Annotated in this window: 22 protein-coding genes; 9 read left to right on the top strand and 13 right to left on the bottom strand. The window is 68.7% G+C overall.

The features are described 5' to 3' along the window. Nucleotides 1-16: 16 nt before the first annotated feature. Both AC4HOU_RS09545 and AC4HOU_RS09540 read right to left on the bottom strand, forming a co-directional pair. Nucleotides 17-2,617 carry a helix-turn-helix transcriptional regulator gene (locus AC4HOU_RS09545; protein WP_194989481.1) on the bottom strand — a complete coding sequence of 867 codons (2,601 nt, stop codon included), beginning with the start codon at nucleotides 2,615-2,617 and terminating at the stop codon, nucleotides 17-19. A 269-nt stretch (nucleotides 2,618-2,886) separates the two neighbouring features. After that, entirely contained in the window at nucleotides 2,887-4,179 is a 1,293-nt protein-coding gene (locus AC4HOU_RS09540) for an adenylosuccinate synthase (RefSeq protein ID WP_163817162.1), read from the bottom strand. A 325-nt stretch (nucleotides 4,180-4,504) separates the two neighbouring features. Between AC4HOU_RS09540 and AC4HOU_RS09535 the strand changes: the two genes are divergently transcribed. Beyond that, complete coding sequence (locus AC4HOU_RS09535; protein ID WP_178128377.1) at nucleotides 4,505-5,164, top strand: hypothetical protein; 660 nt, start codon at nucleotides 4,505-4,507, stop codon at nucleotides 5,162-5,164. Continuing rightward, on the top strand, nucleotides 5,161-5,940 hold the full coding sequence (locus AC4HOU_RS09530) for a site-2 protease family protein (protein ID WP_163817158.1): 780 nt from the start codon (nucleotides 5,161-5,163) through the stop codon (nucleotides 5,938-5,940). Before AC4HOU_RS09535 ends, AC4HOU_RS09530 begins: the two co-directional genes overlap by 4 nt. A gap of 364 nt (nucleotides 5,941-6,304) precedes the next feature. On the opposite strand, the gene AC4HOU_RS09525 is transcribed toward AC4HOU_RS09530, so the two are convergent. From AC4HOU_RS09525 to AC4HOU_RS09515, 3 genes are all read right to left on the bottom strand, one after another. Continuing rightward, nucleotides 6,305-7,408, bottom strand: coding sequence for an FUSC family protein (locus AC4HOU_RS09525; protein ID WP_163817185.1), 1,104 nt, complete (start codon nucleotides 7,406-7,408; stop codon nucleotides 6,305-6,307). A 76-nt stretch (nucleotides 7,409-7,484) separates the two neighbouring features. Then, on the bottom strand, nucleotides 7,485-7,928 hold the full coding sequence (locus AC4HOU_RS09520; RefSeq protein ID WP_163817156.1) for a DUF3151 domain-containing protein: 444 nt from the start codon (nucleotides 7,926-7,928) through the stop codon (nucleotides 7,485-7,487). Nucleotides 7,929-8,015: 87 nt separating this feature from the next. Continuing rightward, complete coding sequence (locus AC4HOU_RS09515) at nucleotides 8,016-8,573, bottom strand: hypothetical protein (RefSeq protein WP_195020207.1); 558 nt, start codon at nucleotides 8,571-8,573, stop codon at nucleotides 8,016-8,018. A gap of 205 nt (nucleotides 8,574-8,778) precedes the next feature. Between AC4HOU_RS09515 and AC4HOU_RS09510 the strand changes: the two genes are divergently transcribed. Continuing rightward, nucleotides 8,779-10,581 carry an Rv0361 family membrane protein gene (locus AC4HOU_RS09510; protein WP_490724388.1) on the top strand — a complete coding sequence of 601 codons (1,803 nt, stop codon included), beginning with the start codon at nucleotides 8,779-8,781 and terminating at the stop codon, nucleotides 10,579-10,581. A gap of 98 nt (nucleotides 10,582-10,679) precedes the next feature. Beyond that, nucleotides 10,680-11,738, top strand: a complete 1,059-nt coding sequence (locus AC4HOU_RS09505; RefSeq protein WP_490724387.1) for a fused (3R)-hydroxyacyl-ACP dehydratase subunits HadA/HadB — start codon at nucleotides 10,680-10,682, stop codon at nucleotides 11,736-11,738. A 9-nt stretch (nucleotides 11,739-11,747) separates the two neighbouring features. Here AC4HOU_RS09505 and AC4HOU_RS09500 read toward each other — a convergent pair whose 3' ends face one another. Next, complete coding sequence (locus tag AC4HOU_RS09500; protein WP_194991869.1) at nucleotides 11,748-13,208, bottom strand: glycoside hydrolase family 183 protein; 1,461 nt, start codon at nucleotides 13,206-13,208, stop codon at nucleotides 11,748-11,750. A gap of 286 nt (nucleotides 13,209-13,494) precedes the next feature. Here AC4HOU_RS09500 and AC4HOU_RS09495 point away from each other — a divergent pair, with 286 nt between their 5' ends. Continuing rightward, complete coding sequence (locus AC4HOU_RS09495) at nucleotides 13,495-13,827, top strand: excalibur calcium-binding domain-containing protein (protein WP_490724386.1); 333 nt, start codon at nucleotides 13,495-13,497, stop codon at nucleotides 13,825-13,827. Nucleotides 13,828-13,832: 5 nt separating this feature from the next. Here the strand turns inward: AC4HOU_RS09495 and AC4HOU_RS09490 are convergent, their stop codons facing one another. Together AC4HOU_RS09490 and fbaA are read right to left on the bottom strand one after the other, a co-directional pair. After that, the gene (locus AC4HOU_RS09490) at nucleotides 13,833-14,951 is read right to left on the bottom strand and encodes a BTAD domain-containing putative transcriptional regulator (protein WP_490724385.1); all 1,119 of its coding nucleotides are present in this window, start codon (nucleotides 14,949-14,951) and stop codon (nucleotides 13,833-13,835) included. A gap of 28 nt (nucleotides 14,952-14,979) precedes the next feature. Further along, nucleotides 14,980-16,014 (bottom strand): class II fructose-bisphosphate aldolase, encoded by a 1,035-nt coding sequence (gene fbaA / locus AC4HOU_RS09485; protein WP_163817144.1) that lies wholly within the window; start codon nucleotides 16,012-16,014, stop codon nucleotides 14,980-14,982. A 225-nt stretch (nucleotides 16,015-16,239) separates the two neighbouring features. Between fbaA and AC4HOU_RS09480 the strand changes: the two genes are divergently transcribed. Then, nucleotides 16,240-16,902, top strand: a complete 663-nt coding sequence (locus tag AC4HOU_RS09480) for a DedA family protein (protein WP_228806908.1) — start codon at nucleotides 16,240-16,242, stop codon at nucleotides 16,900-16,902. Nucleotides 16,903-16,907: 5 nt separating this feature from the next. Beyond that, nucleotides 16,908-17,594: a DedA family protein gene (locus AC4HOU_RS09475; RefSeq protein WP_163817142.1), complete on the top strand. Its 687-nt coding sequence runs from the start codon at nucleotides 16,908-16,910 to the stop codon at nucleotides 17,592-17,594. 155 nt (nucleotides 17,595-17,749) lie between these two features. On the opposite strand, the gene AC4HOU_RS09470 is transcribed toward AC4HOU_RS09475, so the two are convergent. From AC4HOU_RS09470 to AC4HOU_RS09460, 3 genes are all read right to left on the bottom strand, one after another. Beyond that, nucleotides 17,750-18,835, bottom strand: coding sequence for a glycoside hydrolase family 76 protein (locus AC4HOU_RS09470; protein ID WP_490724471.1), 1,086 nt, complete (start codon nucleotides 18,833-18,835; stop codon nucleotides 17,750-17,752). A gap of 122 nt (nucleotides 18,836-18,957) precedes the next feature. Further along, nucleotides 18,958-19,641 (bottom strand): TrmH family RNA methyltransferase, encoded by a 684-nt coding sequence (locus AC4HOU_RS09465; protein WP_490724384.1) that lies wholly within the window; start codon nucleotides 19,639-19,641, stop codon nucleotides 18,958-18,960. A gap of 51 nt (nucleotides 19,642-19,692) precedes the next feature. After that, nucleotides 19,693-20,106 carry a DUF4190 domain-containing protein gene (locus AC4HOU_RS09460; protein WP_324191335.1) on the bottom strand — a complete coding sequence of 138 codons (414 nt, stop codon included), beginning with the start codon at nucleotides 20,104-20,106 and terminating at the stop codon, nucleotides 19,693-19,695. A 183-nt stretch (nucleotides 20,107-20,289) separates the two neighbouring features. Between AC4HOU_RS09460 and AC4HOU_RS09455 the strand changes: the two genes are divergently transcribed. Beyond that, a complete protein-coding gene (locus AC4HOU_RS09455; RefSeq protein WP_490724383.1) occupies nucleotides 20,290-21,660 on the top strand; it encodes a sensor histidine kinase in 1,371 nt (456 codons plus the stop codon). Next, nucleotides 21,657-22,328 (top strand): LuxR C-terminal-related transcriptional regulator, encoded by a 672-nt coding sequence (locus tag AC4HOU_RS09450; protein ID WP_490724382.1) that lies wholly within the window; start codon nucleotides 21,657-21,659, stop codon nucleotides 22,326-22,328. Before AC4HOU_RS09455 ends, AC4HOU_RS09450 begins: the two co-directional genes overlap by 4 nt. 51 nt (nucleotides 22,329-22,379) lie before the next feature. Here AC4HOU_RS09450 and AC4HOU_RS09445 read toward each other — a convergent pair whose 3' ends face one another. Both AC4HOU_RS09445 and AC4HOU_RS09440 read right to left on the bottom strand, forming a co-directional pair. Beyond that, nucleotides 22,380-22,922 (bottom strand): dihydrofolate reductase family protein, encoded by a 543-nt coding sequence (locus AC4HOU_RS09445; RefSeq protein ID WP_280213387.1) that lies wholly within the window; start codon nucleotides 22,920-22,922, stop codon nucleotides 22,380-22,382. A gap of 70 nt (nucleotides 22,923-22,992) precedes the next feature. Continuing rightward, nucleotides 22,993-23,298: an excalibur calcium-binding domain-containing protein gene (locus AC4HOU_RS09440; protein WP_490724381.1), complete on the bottom strand. Its 306-nt coding sequence runs from the start codon at nucleotides 23,296-23,298 to the stop codon at nucleotides 22,993-22,995. Nucleotides 23,299-23,420: the final 122 nt, after the last annotated feature.

Genomic DNA, 23,420 nt, shown 5'->3' with positions numbered 1-23,420 from the left:
GACATCCGTCGAGACGTCAGCCCGAGGTCTCCCCGCGCAGCAAGGCGGCCAGCGACTCCCGGTCCGTCACATCCATTTTGATGCACGCCCGATACAGGTGGCCCTCCACCGTTCGCACCGAAACCGTGAGCCGGTCCGCGATCTGGCGGTTCGTCAGACCCGCGGCCACCAGGTTCGCGATCTCGCGTTCCCGGGCAGTGAGCGGAAGTGGTTGCGCCGCTTGCCGAAGCGCGGGCGTGCTCGCGCCACCGCAGGCCGCGGCGAGCCGGTTCGCGGTAGCCGCCGATTCCAGCAGACGGCGGCGGTCACCCGCACGTTCATGAGCCGAGGCGGCTTGCGCGGCCGCATCGGCGGCCGACAACATCGCACCGATACGCTCGAATTCCGCTGCGGCGGCATCGAGTCCCGGCCCATCGTGAGCGGCCAGGGCGACGGCGTGACGGGCCTGCACCTGCACCAGCCCGCCGTCGACCTTGGCGGCGAGATCGGCGAGCCTGCCCGCCACCGAATGCTCACCGAAGCGGGCCGCGGTGTGCAATGCCATGGCCTCGATGGCGTGCTGATGGGCGCGGGCGGCGGCGTCAGCGGCGTTCACGGCAATGCGGATGGCGGGCGTGATCGTGCCCTCGGCGCCGGCCAGCCACGCCTTGGCGATCTCGAGCTGCGGTTCGTAGACGGCGCTGTGCCTGCCGCCGCGCTCGGTCGCCCCCGCGATGGCCTCGGCGGCGTCACCGGCCCGGCCGAGCGCCGAATACGCCTCGGCCAGCCGCAACCGCGCCGGAAACATCCATGCCGCAGCGCCTTCGGTGGTCAAGGCGGCCAACGCCTGCTCGAGATGTTCGATACCGTCCGGGAACCGGCCCTGCGCCACATCGACGGTGCCCTGCAAGATCTTCGACATCCCCCAGGCCAGATACTGCCCCGGCGCCGAGTAGCCGAAATAGGCGGTGGCGCAGCGACGCGCGCCTTCCATGTCACCGGTGAAGGTGAGCGCGAGCACCTCGGCATGGGTGGACATGAAGCGGTTGAGCCCGTCGATATGCGATTCGACCTCGTGCCCGCGCTGGGCGTACTGCCTTGCGGCCTCACCGCGGCCCATCAGCGCCAGCGCCAGGCCGCCGCCGAAGGAGGCCCACCACACCGCCCAGGGCGGGGCATCCTCGGTGTTCATCACCGACTCGGCGTCGTCGAACGCGTCGTCGATGCGGTTCTCGTTCACCGCGCACGCCGAGGCCAAACCGGTGAGAATCGCCGCGATCTTCGGATGACTCACCTTGGAACGCACCAACGCGAGCACCTCATCGGCACGGTCGGCATCACCCATGGCCCACAACAGATTCGACACCCGGGTGCTGCCCCAGCGCGCCAGCTGCACCTCGTTGAGCTGGTCCGGATCGAAGCTGGCCAGAGTGCGTTCGGCCTCGATGCGATGGCCCTGCCACAGCAGCGCCCGCGCCAGCAGATCCGCCGACTCCACGCCGCCGCGACGTTCCACCGCCGCCCGCGCGAACCGTTCGCCCAGGGGCAGATTCGCCAGACCGATCGCATCGGCGGCCGCGGCTTCGAACAGTTCCAGATCGGCGGATTTATCGCTGTCCAGGGCCAGTTCGGCCAGCCGGATCCGGTCGGCGGCGGAGTTGATCGGCCGCTCGCTCAACGCCGAATACAACCGTCCGCGCAGGCGCCGCGCCGAAGCGATTCCCAGCCTGCGCCGGATGACCTCACCGAACAGCGGATGGTTGTAGCGCACGACCAGTTCGTGCGAGTTCTCCACCACCCGGATGACACCGCGGTTCTCGGCCGCCTCCACCGCCTCCTCACCGGCCAATTCGGCCATCACCTCGAGGTCGATGGGCTCGCAGAAGGTGAGCAGCTCCAGCACCCGCAGCACCGGCTCGGGCAGTTGTTCGACCCGATCCTCCAGCAGCGCCGCCAGTTCCGAGGTGACCGCGGCGCGTCCGCGCAACTGCCAGACCCCGTTGACCTGACGCAACGAACCGGCTTCCAGCGCACCTTCGACCAGGTGCCGCAGGAACAGCGCATTGCCGCCGGAGGATTCCCACATCAGATTCGCGGTGAAGCCCTCGAGCTGACCGCCGAGCATCGACTCCACCAGATCCACGCTCTGCCGCTGGCTGAACGGGTTCAGATCGATGCGCAGCAGATGGCCGTCCTTCCACAGTGAGGTGACCGCATCGGGCACCTGGACTCCGCTGCGCACGGTCGCGACGATGCGGGCGGCGCGGTCGATCGCCAACTGCAACAACAACGTCGCCGACAGTTGATCGAGCAGATGGGCGTCGTCGACGCCGATGATGATCGGCCCGTCGGCGAGCAGCGCCTCGCGTGCGGCCGACATGAACGTCACCGGATCGTGCGCGGTGTACACCCCGACCATATGGGCGAACACGCCGAGCGGGATGCTGCGCGCCGACTCGGTGCCTGCCACCCAGCGCACATTGCCGCCCACCGCCGCCGTGGCCTGTCTGGCCAGGGTGGTCTTGCCGACGCCCGCGTCTCCGGTGAGCACCGCGCCGACCGGGCCGTCACCGGTGAGCGCGGAGCGAATCGCCTCGAATTCGGTCGCGCGTTCGATCATCGGCCAGTTCCGAGCCATTCACATACTGTATCTTTTTGCGCCGCCTGCGGCGCCGCGGTTCGCGGCCCCTGGATGTCTCGCGGCTCAGTGACCGTTGCTTGCCTTCGGCGTGCGCAGCGATCGCTGAGACGCGAGACGGGCCGCGAACTTTGGGGCTCGGTCTCGCTTCGCTCGAAAACGCAGGCTGACCGGGCGTTGTATCGGATGCGGACGGTTTCCGACCGATGACTTCTGGTCCCAGCCGGTGCGGGCCCCGAGCACGGCGTCTGCCGCTGTTCGGGTGCGGGCTAAGGCGCCAGTACGTCGTGGCGGACGATCGTCTGATCGCGGCCGGGGCCGACGCCGATGCAGGACATGCGCGCCCCGGACAGTTCCTCGAGCCGCCGCACGTAGGCCTGGGCGTTGGCGGGCAGGTCTTCGAAGGTCCTGGCGTGCGAGATGTCTTCCCACCAGCCCGGCATTTCCTCGTAAATGGGCTTGGCGTGGTGGAACTCGGTCTGGGTGGTCGGCATCTGCTCGACTCGTTCACCGTCGACGTCGTAGGCCACGCAGATCGGCACCGTCTCCAGGCTGGACAGCACGTCGAGCTTGGTGAGGAAGTAGTCGGTGATGCCGTTGACGCGGGTGGCGTAGCGGGCGATCACGGCGTCGAACCAGCCGCAGCGGCGAGCCCGGCCGGTGGTCACGCCGACCTCGCCGCCGGTCTTGGCCAGGTAGGCGCCGGACTCGTCGAACAGCTCGGTCGGGAACGGGCCCGATCCGACGCGGGTGGTGTAGCACTTGAGGATGCCGAGCACAGTGCTGATCTTGTTCGGCCCGATGCCCGCGCCGACGGCCGCGCCGCCGGAGGTCGGGTTGGACGAGGTGACGTACGGGTAGGTGCCGTGGTCGACGTCGAGCAGAGTGCCCTGCGAGCCTTCCAGCAGCACCGTCTCGCCACGCTCGAGCGCCTGATTGAGCTTCAGCCGGGTGTCGCTGATGCGGTGCTTGAAGCGCTCGGCCTGCTCGAGCACCTCGTCGACCACCTGCTGCGGTTCCAGCGCGCGGCGGTTGTAGATCTTGACCAGCACCTGGTTCTTGAACTCGAGGGCGGCCTCCACCTTCTGGGTGAGGATCTTCTCGTCGAGCACGTCGGCGACCCGGACGCCGACGCGAGCGACCTTGTCCTGGTAGCAGGGGCCGATACCACGGCCGGTGGTGCCGATCTTGTTGTTGCCGAGGAAGCGTTCGGTGACCTTATCGATGGCCACGTGGTACGGCATGATCAGGTGCGCGTCGGCCGAGACCAGCAGGCCGGAGGTGTCGACGTCGCGCTGCTCGAGGCCGGCGAGCTCGTCGAGCAGCACGCCGGGGTCGATCACGACACCGTTGCCGATGACGTTGGTGACGCCGGGGGTGAGGATGCCGGACGGGATCAGATGCAGTGCGAAGTTGTCACCGTTGGGCAGCACCACGGTGTGGCCGGCGTTGTTGCCGCCCTGGTACCGAACCACCCATTGCACGCGCCCACCGAGTAGATCGGTAGCTTTGCCCTTGCCCTCGTCGCCCCACTGGGCGCCGATGAGGACGATTGCCGGCATGGTCGTGTCTCCTACGGTTCGACGCGCAACACCGTGTGTGTTGCAGCTACCTGCCCGTATCGAGGCGGTGGCCGGAAGCACAGTCTAGTCGACCCCCCGTGGCGGCCCAGTCGGGCCACGCACCGCGCGCCCCTTCCGACCCAGGTCGCGCTCTCTCCCCGGACAGACCGCGACCACAAACAACGGCCGACGCAAAACGAACACGGCCGCAGGCGGCGCACATCAAACACAGCTATGGTTGCTGCTAGCGGACTGACAGTCGTCCGGGTGAACGGGTAGGACGACCGACGGGAGTCGGCCGGATTCGAGGAGGGTGTACGGCAGTTTGAGTACCCACGTTCTCCGTTGCGACGGCGCACCGGTACCGATTGCCCTCGCCTCCCAGCCGACCACCCAGACCGATGCGATTCCCGATACCGGCGAGATCGATGAACTGCTTCCGGTGCTCGCCGCCGACAGCTTGCCCCGGTTGATCGTGCTCGGTGACGACGCCGCGCTGGCCGCGGTGCTCACCCATCTGATGCGCACCGAGCGGTTGAATGTGGAGGTCGGCTACGTCCCGGTCGACAAGACCTATGGCTCCCGCGCCTATGAGACGGGCACCGGCAACGCGGCCGCCAAACGCGCGCTGGAGGGCCGCGCCACCGAGGTGCCGCTGATCCGTGACGACACCGGAACGGTACTGGTCGGGCGCGCGACGCTGGTGGGTGTCGGGGGTGAAAAGCTCGAGGGCGAAGCGTACGTCGACGACACGCTGTTGTTCTCCGGCAAGGTCGCCGCCATGCTCGTCTCGCCGACGCTGGAATTGCCCGGCGTGCGCGCCACTGTCCAGCGCGGCGTGCGGAAACGACGATGGGTCAGCGGCCGCGCCGCACAGCTCGGCACTCCGGGGGCCCGTGTCACCCGGGACGGCATCGCCGGCGAACGCACCGTGCCGCGATCGACCTTCTACCGCCATCACGAATCCTGGCTGCTGGTCCGATGAGTTTTCCCGCCCGGGCCCGCCGCTCCGGTGCGGTGCGGCCGAGCCCCATATTTCTGCTGGTCGTCGCGATCACGGTGCTGGGCGGGGCGCTGGCCTGGGACGCCGATCTGGACTCGGTGCGGGCCAAGGCGGGCGTGTTCCTGCTGGTGGTGTTCGGCTGGATCGTCAGCCTGTGCCTGCACGAATTCGCGCACGCGTATGTGGCGTGGCGAGCCGGTGACCGCGAGGTGGAGCTGCGCGGCTATCTGACCCTGAATCCGTTGAAGTACAGCCATCCGCTGCTGTCGATCGTGTTGCCGATCGTGTTCATCGCACTCGGCGGTATCGGCCTGCCGGGCGGCGCGGTCTATGTGCACGCGCACAATTTCTCCACCCGGATCCAGCGCATCATCAGCGGTGCCGGACCCGCGGTGAACGTGGCGTGCGCGGCGCTGCTGCTGATCGTGCTCCGGTTGTTCGGCAGCGCCGAGGAACATGCCGCGTTTTGGTTCGGGCTGAGCTTCCTGGCGTTTCTCCAGGTGACGGCGGCGCTGCTGAATCTGATACCGATTCCCGGGCTGGACGGGTACGGGATCCTGGAGCCGTCGCTGAGTTATCAGACCCGCCGCGCACTCGACCAGTTCAAGCCGTTCGGGATGCTGATCCTGTTCGCGCTGCTGTTCACTCCGGCGATCAACCAGGTGTTCTTCGACGCGGTGTACGCGCTCTACGAGCTGTCCGGGGTGCCGTCGCTGTGGTCGCGCTGGGGCGGTTATCTCACCCGGTTCTGGACCTGAGACGACGCAGGGCCGCCCGGTCGATGGACCGGACGGCCCTGGTCTTCGCCGGCGCACCGCGGCCCCAGCGCACCGGTCACCACACCAACAATGGCCGGTTGCGCGTCGCGGTGTGCGGCGAAGTAGGCGACCGCGCCACCCCTCGTCGGCTCGGTCGGTTCTCACCGTAGGGAGCGGCGGACGGCCTCGCCCGAGTAGCGGACTACGCGAAGATCGCTCGCGCGGCGGCAGTACCGTCCCGCGCCGCACGCAGGCGCCGCGGGCACACCAACGGCGAGTCGAGTAGTCGGTTCGCCGGCACCGGTTCGACGCAGGTCAGCGGCCGGACCGGGGTGTTGCGGGGCCCTCGGGAAACGTTCCGGCCTCAGTCCTCCGGCCGTACATACGGATTCGGCACCGTCGGCGGCAGCAGCGCGATCGCGGAGATGCGCTGCATACCGCAGACCTGCATGAGATCGACCACCGTCGAACGCACCTGCGCGAACACCACATGCGCCGAAAGGCCGGCCCCGGCAACGAGCTCCGGGCGCGCGCCCTTGGCCACCGAGCGCAACACGCGCGCGGCCTCGGCCTGATCGGGTTGCTCACCTGGGTCGGCGAGCATCATCCTGCGCACCACGTCGACCGCGTGACCGAGGCTTTCCACCTCGTCGATCAGGCGCGGATCGAGGATTTCGTCGTCGCGCACCAGGGTGAGGCCGCGGCGCAGCAGCACGCGAGTGTTGCGGACGGCGTTGTCGAGTGGGTCGGCTGTGGCACGGATGCGTTCGAGCCGTTTACGGGAATTCCAGTACAGCGGGGAGATACGGCTGATCTCCCGGCCGCCTTCCAGGGTTTTGCGCAGCGAGTCCAGCTGCGCCTGGGTGGCGCGCACCGCGGTCAGCGCGTTGTGCACCTTGTCGGCGTCCTGTTCGAGCAGGCCTGCCGCGCCGTCGATGAGCGACTTGCCCATCACGCCGAGGATTTCCGCGGCCTGCTCCCTGGCCCGGCGCACCGGATGCAAGGGGATCGCGGCCACGACGACCACCCCGACCAGGCCGCCGACGAGCGCATCGATCATCCGGGAGAACCCGCCACCCGCGGTCGGCGGCATCAGCGTGGCGACGAGCACGGCCGAACCGGCCGCCTGCATCGCGATGATGGTGCCGCCGTCGAGAAACACCGCAAGGCTCATGGCCACACCGACGACCAGCGCGATCTGCCAGACACCTGTCCCGGCCTGGGAAATGAACAGATCACCGATGCCGATGCCGACCGCGACGCCGACGACGAGTTCTACCGAACGGCGCAGCCTGGCGCCGAAGGAGATGCCGATCGACACCACCGCCGCCGTCGGCGCGAAGAACGGTTGCGTATGCCCGATGAGATAGTGCGCGACGAACCAGGCAAGCGCGGCGCCGAGCGCGCACTGCAGGATCGGCAGCGCGGATAGCCGAAGACGTGTCCATGAACTGCGCAGCCGGTCCATGCCGCCGGCCCGGGCGAGGGCGACGCGAGAGGTCGGGTCGATCAACTCGGGAGCTGTCCGGTCGTGGTGCCGGCGATCAGTCCAGGCCCAGTTCCGCGGCGGCGCGCGGATCGCAATCCTCGAGCAGGTCGAGGCAGCGGGCGTATTCGTCGGATTCGCCGATGGCCCGCGCGGCCCTGGCCAGCGCGCCGACACTGCGCAGGAAGCCCTGGTTCGGCTCGTGGCTCCACGGCACCGGGCCGAAACCCTTCCAGCCGTTGCGGCGCAACAGATCGAGGCCACGGTGGTAGCCGGTGCGGGCGAAGGCGTAGGCCGCGACGACATCGTGGTCGACGCCCTGCCCGGCGGCCTCCGCGCGGGCGAGCGCGGCCTCGGCCAGATGCGCCCACGCGATCGAGGCGGCCGGATGATCGGCCGCGACCTGCACCGGATCGGCCTTGGCGAGGAGCGCGTCCTCGGCATCGGAGATTTCCGGCAGCAGTACCGGTTGCGGTCCGAGCAGATCACCGAACGAGGTCATGGGCTTCATTGTGCACCGCCGGTGCCCGGAGGGCATGTGCGGGCCGAACGCGGCGGGCCAATGGCGGCCTGGGTGGGACGCGGGCCATTAGGCTGGCCGTCGAAGTTCACAATGTTCCGCTGAGCGAGGGGTAGTGGTGTCCGACCCGAACGACGACAAGAACCCGGTGCGCAAACCCGCCGACGCCCGCACAACGGACGAACCGGCCGCACCGCCCACCTCTGCCGCCGACGGGACCGAACCCACCTCGCCGACCGCTTCGGACGCCACGGACACTGCGCGCGCCACCGACACCACCGACGCCGACGCGGACGCCCCCACCAAGGCGTTCGCGCAGGTCGACACCGGTACTGCGGGGAACAGCCGCGCGGCCGACTCGGGCGCCGGTTCCGAACCCGAACCGACCTCGGGCTCGGACTCGGGCACACGCTCGGACTCGGCCTCGGACTCAGGCGCGAATTCGGGCGCGACCTCAGGCTCGGCCTCGACGCCGCCGGGCTCCGGCCCGGACTCGGACACGACCTCAGACTCGGGCTCGACCTCGCGCCCGGACTCGGACACGACCTCAGACTCAGACTCGGGCTCGACCTCGCGCCCGGGGTCGGGCTCGGGCTCGGGCTCGGGTACACGCTCGGACTCGGGCAAGTCGGCTCCTGCGGCCGCCGAAACGTCCGGTCCGGCAGACACATCCGATGACCCCGGCGCAGAGACGGCCGAGATCTCCCGTGACCGGATCGTCGAGCGCGGCGCCCGAGAATCCGCCGGCACGCCCGCCTCCGGCGCGTCCGCCACCGGGTCCGGCGCAGCCGGCTCCCCCGCGACCGGATCTTCTGGATCCGAAAACGCTCCGGTGGCAGCAGTGCGCGAGGATGGCCGGGCCCACCCGAAATCCGGCGAGCGGCAGCGCAGTGCGGGTGCGGCCACCGGGGCCGGGGCGGGCACATCACCCGCCGACTCCGGCGTGAATCCCCCCTCGCCACAACCACCCACTACAACCGACAGCGAAGCCGACGCCGAGACCGAGGCGATCGCCACATCCGGCACAGCGCGGAAGGACGATGCGGCCGGCGCGTCACCGGACGACGGCGCCGATGCGAAAACGGTCGCCATGCGGCGGGTCGACCCCGCAAGTGGCGGCACGGCCGGAAGTGGGGCGAGCGCGACGGAAGCGGCGGCCGCCTCCGACAAGAGTGGGTCTCGCGCTGCTGCCGCAGGTGCCGCAGGTGCGGCGAACGCTCCTGGTGGGCGTGCCGCCGAGGCGGGCAAGCCACCGGCAGGCCCATCGGGTGCAGGCCACGGCGCCGATGCTGCCGGTGCCGACGCGACAGCCGATTCCGGCGGTCCCCGCGCCGATGACGACTCCGCAGGCGACGCCACCGAATCCGGATCGCCTACGGCACCGGCGGCCGCTACCTCGTCCGAGGACGCCGCGACCGTCCAGATGCGAGCCGTACCGAACCCGGCCGACGCCCAGACCGTCGCTATTCCCGTGCAGCGGGCGGGCGGTACCGATCGCGTGGCGAGTGGCGGTGCGCGGCAGCCGCTGAGTAAGCCGCCGAGCACACCGCGCCCGGCCGCGGGCCCGAAGCAGGCGGGGGCGCATGGGCCGTCGGGACCCGAGCACGGTGGCGTGCCGCCGCAGGGCAAGCGGCCGCAGCCGGGAACGACCAACAAGGGCGAGGCCGAGCGAGAGACTCCACAGCAGCCTGCGCCCGAACGAGGCGGGCCGCAGAGTCGTGGGCCGCAGGGCCGTCCACGGCAAGGTGGTGCCGAGCAGGGCGGTCCGCACCAAGGTCCGTCGGCCGGGCCATTGCAGAAGGCACCGCAACAGCGCGGGCCGCAGAGCTCCCCCGGTGGGCCGAAGCACGGCGGTTCCGCGCAGGGCACGCCGCAGCAAGGCGGCCCCGGTGCAAGGGGGCCGAAGACACCACAACCGCAAGGTGGCACCGGAGGCCCGCAACAGGGCGCGCCGCACCAGGGCGATACGCCGCAGGCAGCGGGCGCAGCGGCAGCGGGCGCAGCGGCGGCGGGCGCAGCGCAGCAGGCGTCTGGCAGCAGACAGCGTCCGGGAAGTGCGCCCTCTCCTGCGGATATGCAGCCGACGACGCCCGCGCAATCGCTGGCGGGTGGCCCGCGTCCGCCGCAGCCACGTGCGGTGGCGGCGCCGCAACGAGTGGAGCCGGCCGCCCCTGAACCGGCGGCCGAGGCCGGTCGCCGCCCCAGCCGGTGGCTGCTGGCCGTGGCCGGAGCCGTGGTGCTGGTGGTCGGGCTCATCGCGGTGCTGCTGGTCGCCGTGGTGGGCGGAGACGACAATTCGCCCGAGGCACAGATCCGCAACACCATCGGCAGCTACACCCGGGCGTTGCAGGACGGTGATCTGGAGACGCTGCGCTCCACCACCTGCGGCACGCTGCACGAGTTCTACCGGGGCATTCCCGACGATCAGTTCGCCGGGGTGCACCAGCAGTCGGTGGAGCAGGGCAGCATCCCGGTGGTCGAGAACATCCAGGCCATCCGGATCACCGAGAACACCGCCATCGCGCAGGCCACCGTCTACACCAAGGCGGATCCGGCGCGCTCGGCACGGACGTTCGATCTCCAGCACACCGAGGACGGATGGAAGGTCTGTGACCCGCCGGACAGCGCGCCGTAACGATCCGGCGGCGATGTCGCCGTATCCGGTATCGAAGGTCACAGTTACCCCCTTCTAGCTGGTCGCTGGTCCGAATCGCCAGTAGCATTGCCCGGATCATGGGCAGGGAACAATCGATGGCGCGGCCGGACGAGGTGGTGCGGACGGCAACGCTCGCGGGGCGGCGATTCCGGATCCGGGATCACTACGAGGTCGGCCGGGAAAAGATCCGCGAGTTCGCGCGCGCGGTGCAGAACGATCACCGCGCGCACCAGCACGAGGTCGATGCGCGCAAGCTGGGCTATGAGGGCATCATCGCCCCGCCCACGTTCGCCTCGGTGATCGGCATGACCGCGACCAGGGCGCTGCTGGATTCGGTGCTCACCGAATACGACCTGTCCCAGATCCTGCAGACCGACCAGGTGTTCCGGGTGCATCGGCCGATGGTCGCCGGTGACCGGATCACCAGCGAGGTCGAGATCGAATCGATCCGCCGGTTCAACGACAACGACTTCATCCACGTGAACTTCGTGTTGAAGAACCAGGACGACGAGATCGCGCAGGTGGGTTCGTCCACGATCGTGGCAAGGCGCGGGGTGGAGGTGGCCCCCGATATCACCGAAGCGGTCGCGAACATCATGATGCACGGCCGCGCCGATGCCGAGCCCACCGCGCTCGGCGAGCTGGACGCGCTCATCGAATTGGACGCCGATGCCCTCGACACCACGACGACGCCGCCCCCGGCCCCGGTGCATGCCGTTCCCGAGTTCGATCGGCTGTCGGAGGGTGCGCAGATCGAGCTCGGTACCTCCTGGCTGACCCGCGGCGATCTGGCGAATTACGCGGGCGTGTCCGGCGACTCGAACCCCATCCATTTCAGCGAACACGCCGCCAAACTGGCGGGCCTGCCGACGACGGTGGCGCACGGCCTGCTCACCATGGGCCTGGCCGGCGGCAAACTGACCTCCTGGCTGGGCGATCCGACCGCGATCGAATCGCTGAGCGTGCGCTTCGCGGGATATGTGCCGGTGCAGGCCGACGCTCGCAGCGCCGTCGAGTTCTCCGGCAAGATCAAGAAGCTGGATCCGCAGCGGCGCACCGCGACCGTCGTGCTATCCGGGACATCGCAGGGCCGCAAGCTTTTCGGTCGCGCGATCGCCGAGGTCAGGCTCGGCTGAGGCCCGGCCTCACTCCAGCTTCGCGTGCATCAGGTAGACGTTGTAATCGCTCCACGTGGTGATGTTGAAGTACAGGTCGTCCCCCGATGACCACGGGTGGATGAATCCGCCGTACAGCTCCGGGTAGTCGCGCACCGTCACCGTCGGCGTGCCATCCGACCACCCGCCCTGCGGCGAATTCGCTTCGCGCACAACGATGGCGGCCTTGGCGGTATCGAGGTAACTCATCTGCCAGACATCGCGCTCGGCGTCGTATCGCACCGACAGCTCACCGGCCGGCCCGTTGACGATCGGGGTGGCCGAGCCCGCACCGCCCACCGGCGTCCAGGATCCGTCGCGCCAGTACTGATACGCGGTGGTGTTGAGAATCTGATCCTTGGGCACTCGTGCCAGCCCGACGGCACCGAGCCGGGTATTCGGCGTGCCGAACACGTACACGTGCTCACCGTGCGGAACCATCGCGCTCACTTGGAAATTCGCGAGCCCGAAGATGTTGTCCCAGCGCGCGTGCGGATCCTTGGTCCAGGTCTGGCCGTGATCGTCGGAGTAGGCGATGCCGCCGTAGTTGGTGAAGAAGGTGCCGGGCAGGCTGTTCCAGGTCCGAATCGACATGTAGCTCATGTACTGCCGCTCACCCAGCGCGAAACCCGAGGTGGGGATGGTGGTGACCTCCACGTTGTCGAGTTTGCGGCTGGAGAGCACCTCGGCGGCGTGGCAGCGGCTGTCGGTGACCATCCGGTCGTAGGTCATGCCGTCGTCCAGCCTGCGATCGGTGCTGAAGGCCAGCACGTTGCTGCGCCAATCGCCGCCCATGCCGCCCGGCGGATGGAAGCCGCGACCGACAGTGTCGCCGAAGGCGGTGGCGATCTCGCCGGGCGCCGATTCCCACATGATGCCCAGGTCGGTGCCCTGCACCTGCCAGCGCTTATCGGTGCGGTTGACCGAATTCGCCCCGGTCTGCTTGGCCACCTCGCGCACGGCGCCCACCTTCGGGGCGGCCGGGGCCGGGGATTGCGGCGCGGCTTCGACCGGTGGCCGCACCGGCGGCGGGGGCGGCGGAACCGGCCCGGGATCCGGGCCTGGACCAGGAATCGCGAAGTGGAACGGCTTGGGGCTCAACAAGATTTCCGGGATGCCGAGCTGCTCGGCCAGGCTCGGCGGCGGTGCGGGCTCATCGGTGAGGTCCGGGCAGGGATTCATGCACGGATCGGCGGGCAGCTCCATCTGCACCCTGGTCGGCTTCGGCTCCGGCGGCTGCGGTGGCAGCACCGTGATCACCGGATAGGGGATCGGCACCTCGAGCGTTTCCGGGATCAGCGGTTCATGCGTCGGCGCCGGATCACTGCGGCACGGCCCGCTGCCCGGCACACCGTCCTGCGGTCCCGCGCCCGCCGGCACCGGCTCCGCGCACACCAGCACACCCGCGCCGAAGACCACCGCGCCGAGCGCGGCCATCACCCGCCTCGCCATCGTCGACCCCTCGTTCCATGGCTGAAGTTCGCACCAGCGTGTGACCCTACCGGCCGAAGATCATCTGCTACCGCCGAACGAGGCCGACGCGCACCAGTGCGATGTGTTCGACCAGCAGGATCCGCAGGCGAACGGCCGGTTCCGAGCCCGCGGCGCGCATCTGCGCCGACCGGCGAGCCGAAGCCACGAGGGCTCGGCCAGCGGGTGGTTTTCGCGCGCGATCACGCGGATAATCGGCGGGGAATCGCCCCCATCGCAGCCCGCCAGCGTTCTCAGGATCTACCTCATGAAGATTCCGCTCATCCCCCGCCGGGCGCTCCCCGGTGCCGCGGCCGCTTGCCTGGCCGGCGTGACTATCGCGCTCGCGCCTTTGGCCATCGCCGCGCCGGACCGCACCGACGGCCACAGCACCACCGACTGGCAGACCTCACCGAATCAACTCGACGAACCGCATCAGCGACCTACCGGATCGACCACACCGAAGGCATCGCCGTTCTACCTGACCTGCGGTGAAGCCCGTCGCGACGGTGAGGCACCGATCCGGCAGGGCCAGCGCGGATACTCACTGCGGCTCGACCCCGATCACAACGGTGTCGCCTGCGAACCCGGCGAGCCGTAACGGCGCTAGCGCGCGGCCTGGAAGACCAGCACCGTCCCCCCGATACGGATCGCGTCACCGTCGGCCAGCAGCGCGCCGGTGTCGATCGGGAGTTCGTTGACGAAGACGCCGTTGGCCGAATGCAGATCCTTGATCAGCAGCCCGGCCCGGCTCGGCATGATCTGCGCGTGATAGCGGCTGGCCTTCGGATCGTCGATCACCAGGTCGTTATCGGTCATCCGGCCGATGCGCAACCCCGCCTGGGCGACGACGACCGCGCGACCGTCCGGCATCAGGATCTGGCCGCTGCGCACCGCGCTCGGCACCTCGGTGACGGTATCGGTCATCGCCGCGGCCATCCGCTCGGCCCGCTTGAACTCCACGGTGTTCAACGGTTCCTGGCGCAGCACCCGCTGCTCGAGCTCGATCAACGCCGGGCCCGGATCGATGCCGAGTTCGTCGGCGAGCACGGTGCGCACCCGGCGACAGGCATCGAGGGCGTCGGCCTGGCGACCGGACAGATACAGCGCGGTGATCAACTGCCCCCACAGCGGTTCGCGCAGTGAATGTTCGGTGGTCATCGCCACCAACTCCCCGACCACCGAAGACGCCCGCCCGCAGGCGATTTCGGCGTCGATGCGGGCGGAGGCGGCGAGCAACCGCTCCTCGTCCATCGCGGTGGCGAAACCGTCGGCGAATTGCAGGCCCGCCAGATCGGCCAGTGCCCGGCCGTCCCATTCGCGCAGCGCGGTTCCGAACAGGTGGGCGGCCGTGGCATGGTCGCCCACCTCGGCGGCCCTGGCGGCGGCATCGCGGGCGGCCTCGAACCGGCCGAGATCGCAGGCCTCCTCGGCGATCTCCAGCCGATAGCCGGAGGACTCGGTGCGCAACACGGCGGCCGGGTCGATACCCGAATTACGCAGTGCCTTACGGATATTCGAGACGAATACCTGCAGGCTCGCGGCGTAGGAGTCGGGCGGATCCTCGTTCCACACCATGTCGGCCAGCGCCATCGACGACACCGCGCGACGCCGATTCACCGCCAACGCCGCAAGCAACGCCCGCGGCTTGGGCCCGCCGACCGCCACCGGCTCACCGCCGACGAGCAGCCGCACGGGCCCGAGCAGGCGCACCTCGAGACTCATGTGCTGTTGCCCCCGCCAGGGTTGTGGGTCAGGCGCTGATCGACCGTCCCGCGGACTTCAGATCATTGCATGCCTCGACCACACGCGCCGCCATGGACGCTTCGGCCTTCTTCAGGTAGCTACGCGGGTCGTAGGTCTTCTTGTTGCCGACCTCGCCGTCGATCTTGAGCACACCGTCGTAGTTGCTGAACATGTGGCCCGCGACCGGCCGGGTGAAGGCGTACTGGGTGTCGGTGTCGACGTTCATCTTCACCACGCCGTAGCGCAGCGAATCGTCGATCTCGGACTTCAGCGAGCCCGAACCGCCGTGGAAGACGAAGTCGAACGGCTGTGCGTCGGCGCCGAGGCCGAGCTTGGCCGCGGCCACCCGCTGACCCTCGGCCAGCACCTCGGGACGCAGCACCACGTTGCCCGGCTTGTACACACCGTGCACATTGCCGAAGGTGGCCGCGAGCAGGTACTTGCCGTTCTCGCCGGCTCCCAGCGCCTCGATGGTCTTCTCGAAGTCGGCAGGGGAGGTGTAGAGCTTCTCGTCGATGGCGGCCTCGACACCGTCTTCTTCACCGCCGACGACGCCGATCTCCACCTCGAGGATGATGTTGGCGGCCTTGGTGGCCTTCAACAGGTCCTTGGCGATCTCGAGGTTCTCATCGATCGGGATGGCCGAACCGTCCCACATGTGCGACTGGAACAGCGGGTTGCGCCCGGCGTTCACCCGCTCCTGCGAGATCGCGATCAGCGGCCGGACGAATCCGTCCAGCTTGTCCTTGGGGCAGTGGTCGGTGTGCAGCGCGATGGTGACGTCGTACTTGGCCGCCACCACGTGCGCGAACTCGGCCAGCGCGACAGCACCGGTCACCATGTCCTTCACACCCTGGCCGGAACCGAACTCCGAGCCACCGGTGGAGAACTGGATGATGCCGTCGCTACCGGCGTCGGCGAAGCCCTTGATCGCCGCGTTGATCGTCTCCGACGACGTGCAGTTGATCGCGGGGAAGGCAAAGGAGTTCGCTTTGGCCCGACCGAGCATCTCGGCGTAGACCTCCGGAGTCGCGATGGGCACTGTGAAGACCTCCGTTTTGTGCGGCAAAAAGACGATTTTGTCAGCCCCACCCTAAGCCAGCAGGCTTTCCGCCGATATCAGGGGATCATTGCGCCATTTCGCTGCCTCCTCCGCGCCTTGACCGGGGCAGGCGGGGGATGACCCGGTACTGTGGGCCGGGTGATTGCGCTCGCAGCCTCCGACGCGGTGACAAGCAACCTTGCCTTGACTCAGTTGCTCGATCCGATGTATCTGCTCACCGAGTCCTGGCTGCGGCACGCCGTCCTCCCGGCCATCCTGGTCATCGTCTTCATCGAGACCGGTCTGCTGTTCCCGCTGCTGCCAGGCGACTCGCTGCTGTTCACCGGTGGCCTGCTGGCCGCGCAACCGGATCCGCCGGTGTCGATCTGGGTGCTGGTGCCCGCCGTCACCTTCATCGCCTTCGCCGGTGACCAGTCCGGCTATTGGATAGGCCGGGCCATCGGGCCAGCGCTGTTCCAGAAGGAAGACAGCCGCTTCTTCAAGAAGCACTACGTCACCGAGACGCACGCGTTCTTCGAAAAACACGGCCCGAAGACCATCATCCTGGCCAGGTTCGTGCCGATCGTGCGTACCTTCATGCCGGTGCTGGCCGGCGTGTCCACGATGAACTACCGCAAGTTCGTCGCCTTCGACATCGTCGGCGCGATCCTGTGGGGCGGCGGCGTGACCGTCCTCGGCTACTTCCTCGGCAATGTCGCGTTCATCCGCGACCACGTCGAGGCGATCTTCCTGCTCATCGTGTTCGTGTCGATCCTGCCCGGCATCATGGCCGTCGCGAAGAAGCTGCTCGGCCGCGGTTCGGCCGAGCAGGTGGATCCCGCCCGTGATGTCGAGCTGACGGCGTCGACGAACGAGACCACGCGCTGATCGCAGTGACGCCGGCGTCCTCCACCCTCGCATTGGGCAGCTTCGAACCGCTGATCTCGGCGGGCCCCGCACTCGTCTGGACGATCGTGCTGACGTTCGTCTTCCTGGAGTGCGCCTTCATCATCGGCCTTTTCCTGCCCGGCGATTCGATGCTGATCACCGCGGGCGTGGTGATGGCCTCGCATGCCTCCGGTGAGGCGCAGGTCTGGGGCCTGTCGCTGGGCACCATGGTCGCGGCCATCGCGGGCAATCAGGTCGGTTACGTCGTCGGCAGCCGCACGGGCCACCATCTGGTGGCCCGCAAGAACGGCCGCTACATCAACACCCGCAACCTCGCCCGGGTCTCCGAGATGCTGCACCGGCACGGCTTCGTCGCGGTGCTCGTCGCCCGCTGGATCCCCTGGGTGCGCACCCTCTGCCCGATGGTGGCCGGCGCGGCGGGCATGGATCACCGCAAATACACCATCGCCAGCACCATCGGCGCCGTGCTCTGGGCCCCGGTCCTGCTGCTCATCGGCTACTACGCCGGCGGCTTCATCCAGCGCGTCCCCTGGCTGATGCCCGCCGTGGTGATCGTGCTCGTCGTCGGCCTGATCATCGGCACGATCCTCGGCATCCGCCAGTACCGCCAGGAGATGGCGCAGCCGGTCGAGGACTTCGACCTGGATGCGGCGGGAATGCCGGAGCACTGAGCGGCCGCGCGTGCCCGGTCCGCTCGTAGGTACCCGACGGACCGGAACAGCACTACGCTCGAGTGCTGGTCAGGGCGTCGAGGCCGATCTCGACCCGATTTCCCGCGAGGTCGAGGGTCGTCGTGGTCGAGCTGTCGGCCACCAGTTCGTGGGGTTCACAACCCCGCCGCGCTCACCATGTGCGCTGCTTCCACCAGCATCCAGCCCGACAACTGCACCGACAGATCGCGTTCGGGCACCTTCGACGACGTCACCGAACCACCCGAGGTGAAGTAGCCCGCGCCGGAACTGCCGCCGGGCAACTGTGCCGGTTTGCTCCAGTCGTGGCCGAACAGCGGTTCGCCTTCGACTTCGAGCCGGTTCGCCCACGCGGCCTTCGCCGAGGACAGCACGATCGATGCCGCGCACCGGCGGTCGGCTTCCTGTTCGGCGTCGTCGCCGGGCAGCATCAGGGCCACCAGGGCGAGATAGCGGATCAGGATGCCGTTGAACAGGCCGCCGTCACCGCCGCCACCGCCCTGGACGACGCCGCGCGTGGTCATCCGATCCTCGACAGCGGTGAGCAGGCGATGGACTCGCGCGAGATGTTTCGCCTCGCCGGTGTGCACGGCGAGTTCGGTCTCCACACCGAGCACGACGCCCTGGCAGTAGGTGAACACCGGGCGCTCGATCTCGCCGGAGGGCAGGTGGATGCCGTCGAGGATCAGGCCGGTTTCGGGGTCGCGCAGGGTGGCGTCGAGCCAGTCGGCCATCTCGGCGGCGCGTTCGTGGCGGCCGAGCCGCAGCAAGGCGATGGCGGCCGGGCCGTTGGCGGGCGCGTTGAAGTAGTCGGCGCCCACCCGCCACGGGATGCCGCCGCCGGTGTCGGGATCCCAGGATTCGTAGAGTTCCTTTTCCAATGCGAGCAGCGCGCCCGCCGCGTCGGCGTCCTGGGTGCGCTGCGCGCGTTCCAAAGCGATGGCCAGCCACGCCATGTCGTCGTAGTAGCGGTTGGTCCACCCGGTGATGTTGCGCAGCCGGTGCGAGCGGGCGAGCGCGCTGATGCGCTTGCGGCGCGCGGGGGTCGGCACGCGGGTGGCGGCATCGACGGCGCAGTCGATCAGATGCGCTTGCCACCAGTAATGCCAGGACAGGAACAGCCGCTCACGTTTGGTGGCGGGCCAGCCGACCACGCCGAGGGTGGTACCGGGCAATCCCCACAGCGGGCGTAGATGCCGGGAGATGATCGCGGATTCGGCCATATCGGCGCGTTCGGACCACAACGCGGGCGTCGGCTCGCTGAATTCCCCCTGACGCCGTGCGTCCCTCCGCGTGGTCATAGCTCAATGGTGCCAGGTCGGCACCGGGTTTCGCCGCCCAATTGTTACCAGGCTGTGGTCAGATCGGCATGTTGCCGGATCCACGCGTGCATGGCGATGCCCGCGGCCACGCCGGCATTGATGCTGCGGGTGGATCCGAACTGCGCGATCGACACCGTCAGCGTCGCGGCGTCGCGGGCATGATCGGTGACCCCGGGGCCCTCCTGCCCGAACAGCAGCAGGCACCGTCGCGGCAGCCGAACCGTTTCCAGCGGAACCGATCCGGGCACATTATCGACCGCGACGACGGTGAGATCCTCGCGCCGTGCGAATTCCAGCAGCGCCGCGATATCGGTGTGATGCTCGATGTGCTGATAGCGGTCGGTGACCATGGCGCCGCGCCGATTCCAGCGCCGCCTGCCGACGATGTGCACCGCCGCGGCGGCGAACGCGTTGGCGGTGCGGACGACGGTGCCGATGTTCGCGTCGTGCCCGAAGTTCTCGATCGCGACGTGGAAGGGATGCCTGCGCGCATCGATGTCGGCGACGATCGCCTCGCGCGTCCAATACCGGTAGGCGTCCACCACATTGCGGCGATCGCCTTCGGCGAGCAGCACCGGGTCCAGTCGTGGATCCTGCGGTGGCTGCCCGCCGAACTCCTCCGCCCACGGGCCGACGCCATGCGGATGCTCGCCCCATTCGGTGGGGCCGGGGAGCTGTTCCGGCAGGTCCGGCACGAGATCGGTCACGCCGTCGATGCTAATTCCCGAGGTGGGAGCCCCCGAGCCCGGCAGGGCGAACTAGGCCGAGACGCCGATCGCGATGACGACGATGATGATGTACAGAATGAAGAAGACGATCGAGATGATCAGCAGGATCGACGAGATCATCCCGCAGATGTAGCCCGCCTTGACGTTCCCCCGACCCCCGATCATTCCCCCGGAAGCATCGATCTCGGCCAGCGCCTTCTTGCCCATCGACCACGCGAACGGGCCGAGGATGCCGCACATCACCAGGCTGAGGATGCCGAGCACGAGAATGGTCGTGGCCTGCGGATGATCCTGCTGCGGCCCGTAACCGTAGGGCTGTGCGTAGCCGTAGGGCTGCGGCGCGCCATAGGGCTGTGACGGGTAGGGCTGTGACGGGTAGGGCTGAGAAGCATGCGGCTGCGAGCCATACGGGTCTTTGCCGAGGTCCGGCGGCGGGTAAGTCATGCCGGTGATGTTATCGGTGCCGCGGCTTCCCGTCGCCTGGCAGCGAGCACCGAAGTGGTGGTGGCGGCGACGTATGGGCGCAGGCGCACCGGGTGATGGGCGAGGATGGTAGTGCGAGCTACACCATCGACCCGGTGGTCAGCGCCCTCGATCGGGCCATCCGCCTCGACAACCATGGAGCTCATGACCGATTCTTCCGTCACTCAGACGCTGGTGCTCGACACACCGGCCACCGAGGAACCGACCGGGATGCGCGTGCTGCGCGCTGTGCTGCGTGCGCCCTTCACCGCACGGACCTGGAAAGAACTCGCCTATCTGATCCTGGCGTTGCTGCTCGGCATGCTCGGAACGGGCTATGTGTACCTGGCCGGCGGCCTCGGCGTCTTCGTGGCACTGACCATCATCGGGATCCCGGTGCTCGCGCTGGTGATTCTCGGCGGCAGGCTCTGGGGCCACGTCTACCGTGCGCTGGTGCGTGACCTGCTCGGCACACCGCTGGACCCGCCGCCGCCGTTCGCCCCGGCCTCCGGTCTGTTCGGATTCTTGAAGGCGGCGTTCACCGATATGCCGAGCTGGCGGGCGCTGGCATTCGTGGTGGTGCAGTCGATCGTCGGGATGGTCGGCGGGTATTTCCTGCTGATCGCGACCGCGATGATCGGGTTCACCGCGATCTCACCGCTGCCGTGGTACCTGTTCACCCCGACCAATATCGACGAGAACGGCGTGGAGCGGCATTCGCTGGCCCAGTTCGGCGACTTCTACATCGACACCTGGCCGCGGGTGCTGGGGTTCGCGGCGCTCGGCGTGCTCGGCTGCTTCGCGCTGCCGTGGCTGTTCCGGGTGGTCTGCCTGGTGCATCGGCAGCTGGCGATCTGGCTGCTCGCGCCGACCGCGCGGGACCGACGGCTGGCCGATCTGCAAGAAAGCAGGCGGGTGGCGGTCGAGGATTCCGCGGCCACACTGCGCAGGCTCGAACGCGATCTGCACGACGGCACCCAGGCACGGCTGGTCACCATCGCGATGGCGCTCGGCCGGGCCGAGGAGCGGCTCAGCCACGGCGCCGACGCCAGCGACCTGATCGCCGACGCGCACGCTGGCACCAAGGAAGCGCTGGCCGAGCTGCGCGAACTGGTGCGCGGAATCCATCCGCCCGCTTTGGAATTGGGCCTCGAACCGGCGCTGGAGACGCTGGCGGCGCGCTGCTCGGTGCCGGTGGAGCTGCGGGTGCATCTGCCGGTGCGACCGCACCCGGCGATCGAGGCCATCGCCTACTTCTCCGTCGCCGAACTGCTGACCAATGTGGTGAAACACGCCGGTGCGACCCATGCGTGGGTGTCGGTGCTGCCCTCGGGTGATGATGCGCTGGTGGTTTCGGTCCGGGACAAAGGCAGCGGCGGTGTGCTGCAACCGATTCCGGGCGAGCCGGTGGCAGGCAGCGGGCTGGCCGGGCTGGCGGCGCGGGCCGCGAGCGTGGACGGCGGCCTCACCGTCGACAGTCCCGTCGGCGGGCCGACCGTCGTCACCATCACCCTGCCGACAGCGGGCCCGCGATGAGTACCGGGGCCACCCAACCGGATTCGCTGCGCGTGGTGATCGCCGAGGACAGCGCCATCCTCCGCGACGGACTGGCCGGGCTGCTCGCCGAACGCGGGCATCAGGTGGTGGCGATGGTCGGCGACGCGACGAACCTGTCCGAGGTGGTAGCCGAACACGCACCCGACGTCGCCGTGGTCGACGTCCGGATGCCACCGACCTACACCGACGAGGGCTTGCTCGCCGCCATCGAACTACGCCGCAAATTCCCGCTCACCGGCGTGCTCGTGTTCTCCCAATGGGTGGAGACCCGCTACGCCACCGAATTGCTCGCCGCCGGTGCGAACGGCGTCGGCTACCTGCTCAAAGACCGGGTCGCCGACGTCCGCGAATTCATGGAAGCCCTCGACCGCGTCGCCACCGGCGGCACCGCACTCGACCCCGAGGTGGTGAGCCAACTGATGGGCGCCTCCCGCCAGCAACAGGCCCTCGACCGGCTCACCCCGCGCGAGCGCGAAGTGCTCGAGCTGATGGCCCAGGGCCTCACCAACGCCGCCATCGCGCGCTCCCTGACCGTCACCGAACGGGCGGTCGAGAAGCACATCGGCAATATCTTCACCAAGCTCGATCTGCCGCCCTCGGACACGCATCACCGCAGGGTGATGGCGGTGCTGCGGTTGCGGAGGTAGCTACGGCACGCTCCGTCGAGTGCCCGCAGTACGTGGCCACAATCGGCGAACTCAGCTCAACCGGTAGGCGAGCTTGGCGAACTGCCCCATCTGCTCGACCTCGACCAACCGCATTCGGTCCGAGAGGATTCGGCGCGGCAGGAGTGGGGCGCCGGACCCGAGGGTGACCGGGGTGATGCCGACGATCACCTCGTCGAGTAGGCCGGCGTCGGCGAACTGGCCGGCGAGTTCGCCGCCACCCACTATCCAGATATCGCGGTCGGCTGCGGCTGTGGTCATCTGGGCGTGGACAGGGCGGACGTCGCCCGAAACGAATCGGAGGTTCGCTCCGGGGATCGGGGGCAGATCGCGGTGGGTGAATACCCAGCACGGGCGGTCACCGTAGTTATCCGGCCAGTAGTCGGGTGGGTTGTTGGCTGCCATCCATTCGTAGGTTGTCGCGCCCATGCACATGGCGCCGACGCCGCGCAGGAACTCGTCGATGTCGCTGGTCGCAGTATCGGCGTCGGCTATGGCCAGCAGCCAATCCAGGGAGTTGTTCTGGTCGGCGATGTAGCCGTCGAGGCTGGTGGCGGTGTAATAGCGGGTCGTCATGGTGTCCGATCCTGGCACCGAACCCTGCCATCTTCTGTCAAGTTATGCCCGACCTGCCTCCCGACGGCGGCTATTCGCAGGCGATTCCGTCGTTGTCGCGATCGAGGTGCGGTGCGTAGCCGGGGTCATCACGGTGCAGGGGTGCCACGCCGGCGTCGCGGGCAGCGTCGCAGTTCTTGTAGTAGACACCAGGCGCGGGTGCTCCGGGCGCAGGCCGGGCGGGCGGGCAGAACTGGGCCGAGCCGGAGTTGCAGAGCAGGTCGGTGAGCGGATCGGCGGATGCTGCGGGTGCCGCAACGAGCAAGGCGGAGGCGGCGAGCACCCCTGCGGCAGCTACACCCAGAGCATGTGCCGGACGATGAATCGAGAGTGTCATGTGGACTTCCTGATGTCGGGCAGGAGAAGAACCCCCTGGCCACAAGCCATTTCTTGGTTCCGGAGCGACCCGGGACGGAGGGCTCCCCCCGACAGGAGACGACCGTGAGCCCACGGTAGCAA

It is taken from the genome of Nocardia sp. JCM 38205, assembly GCF_058222935.1.
This window is presented reverse-complemented; position numbering and strand designations above follow the sequence as displayed.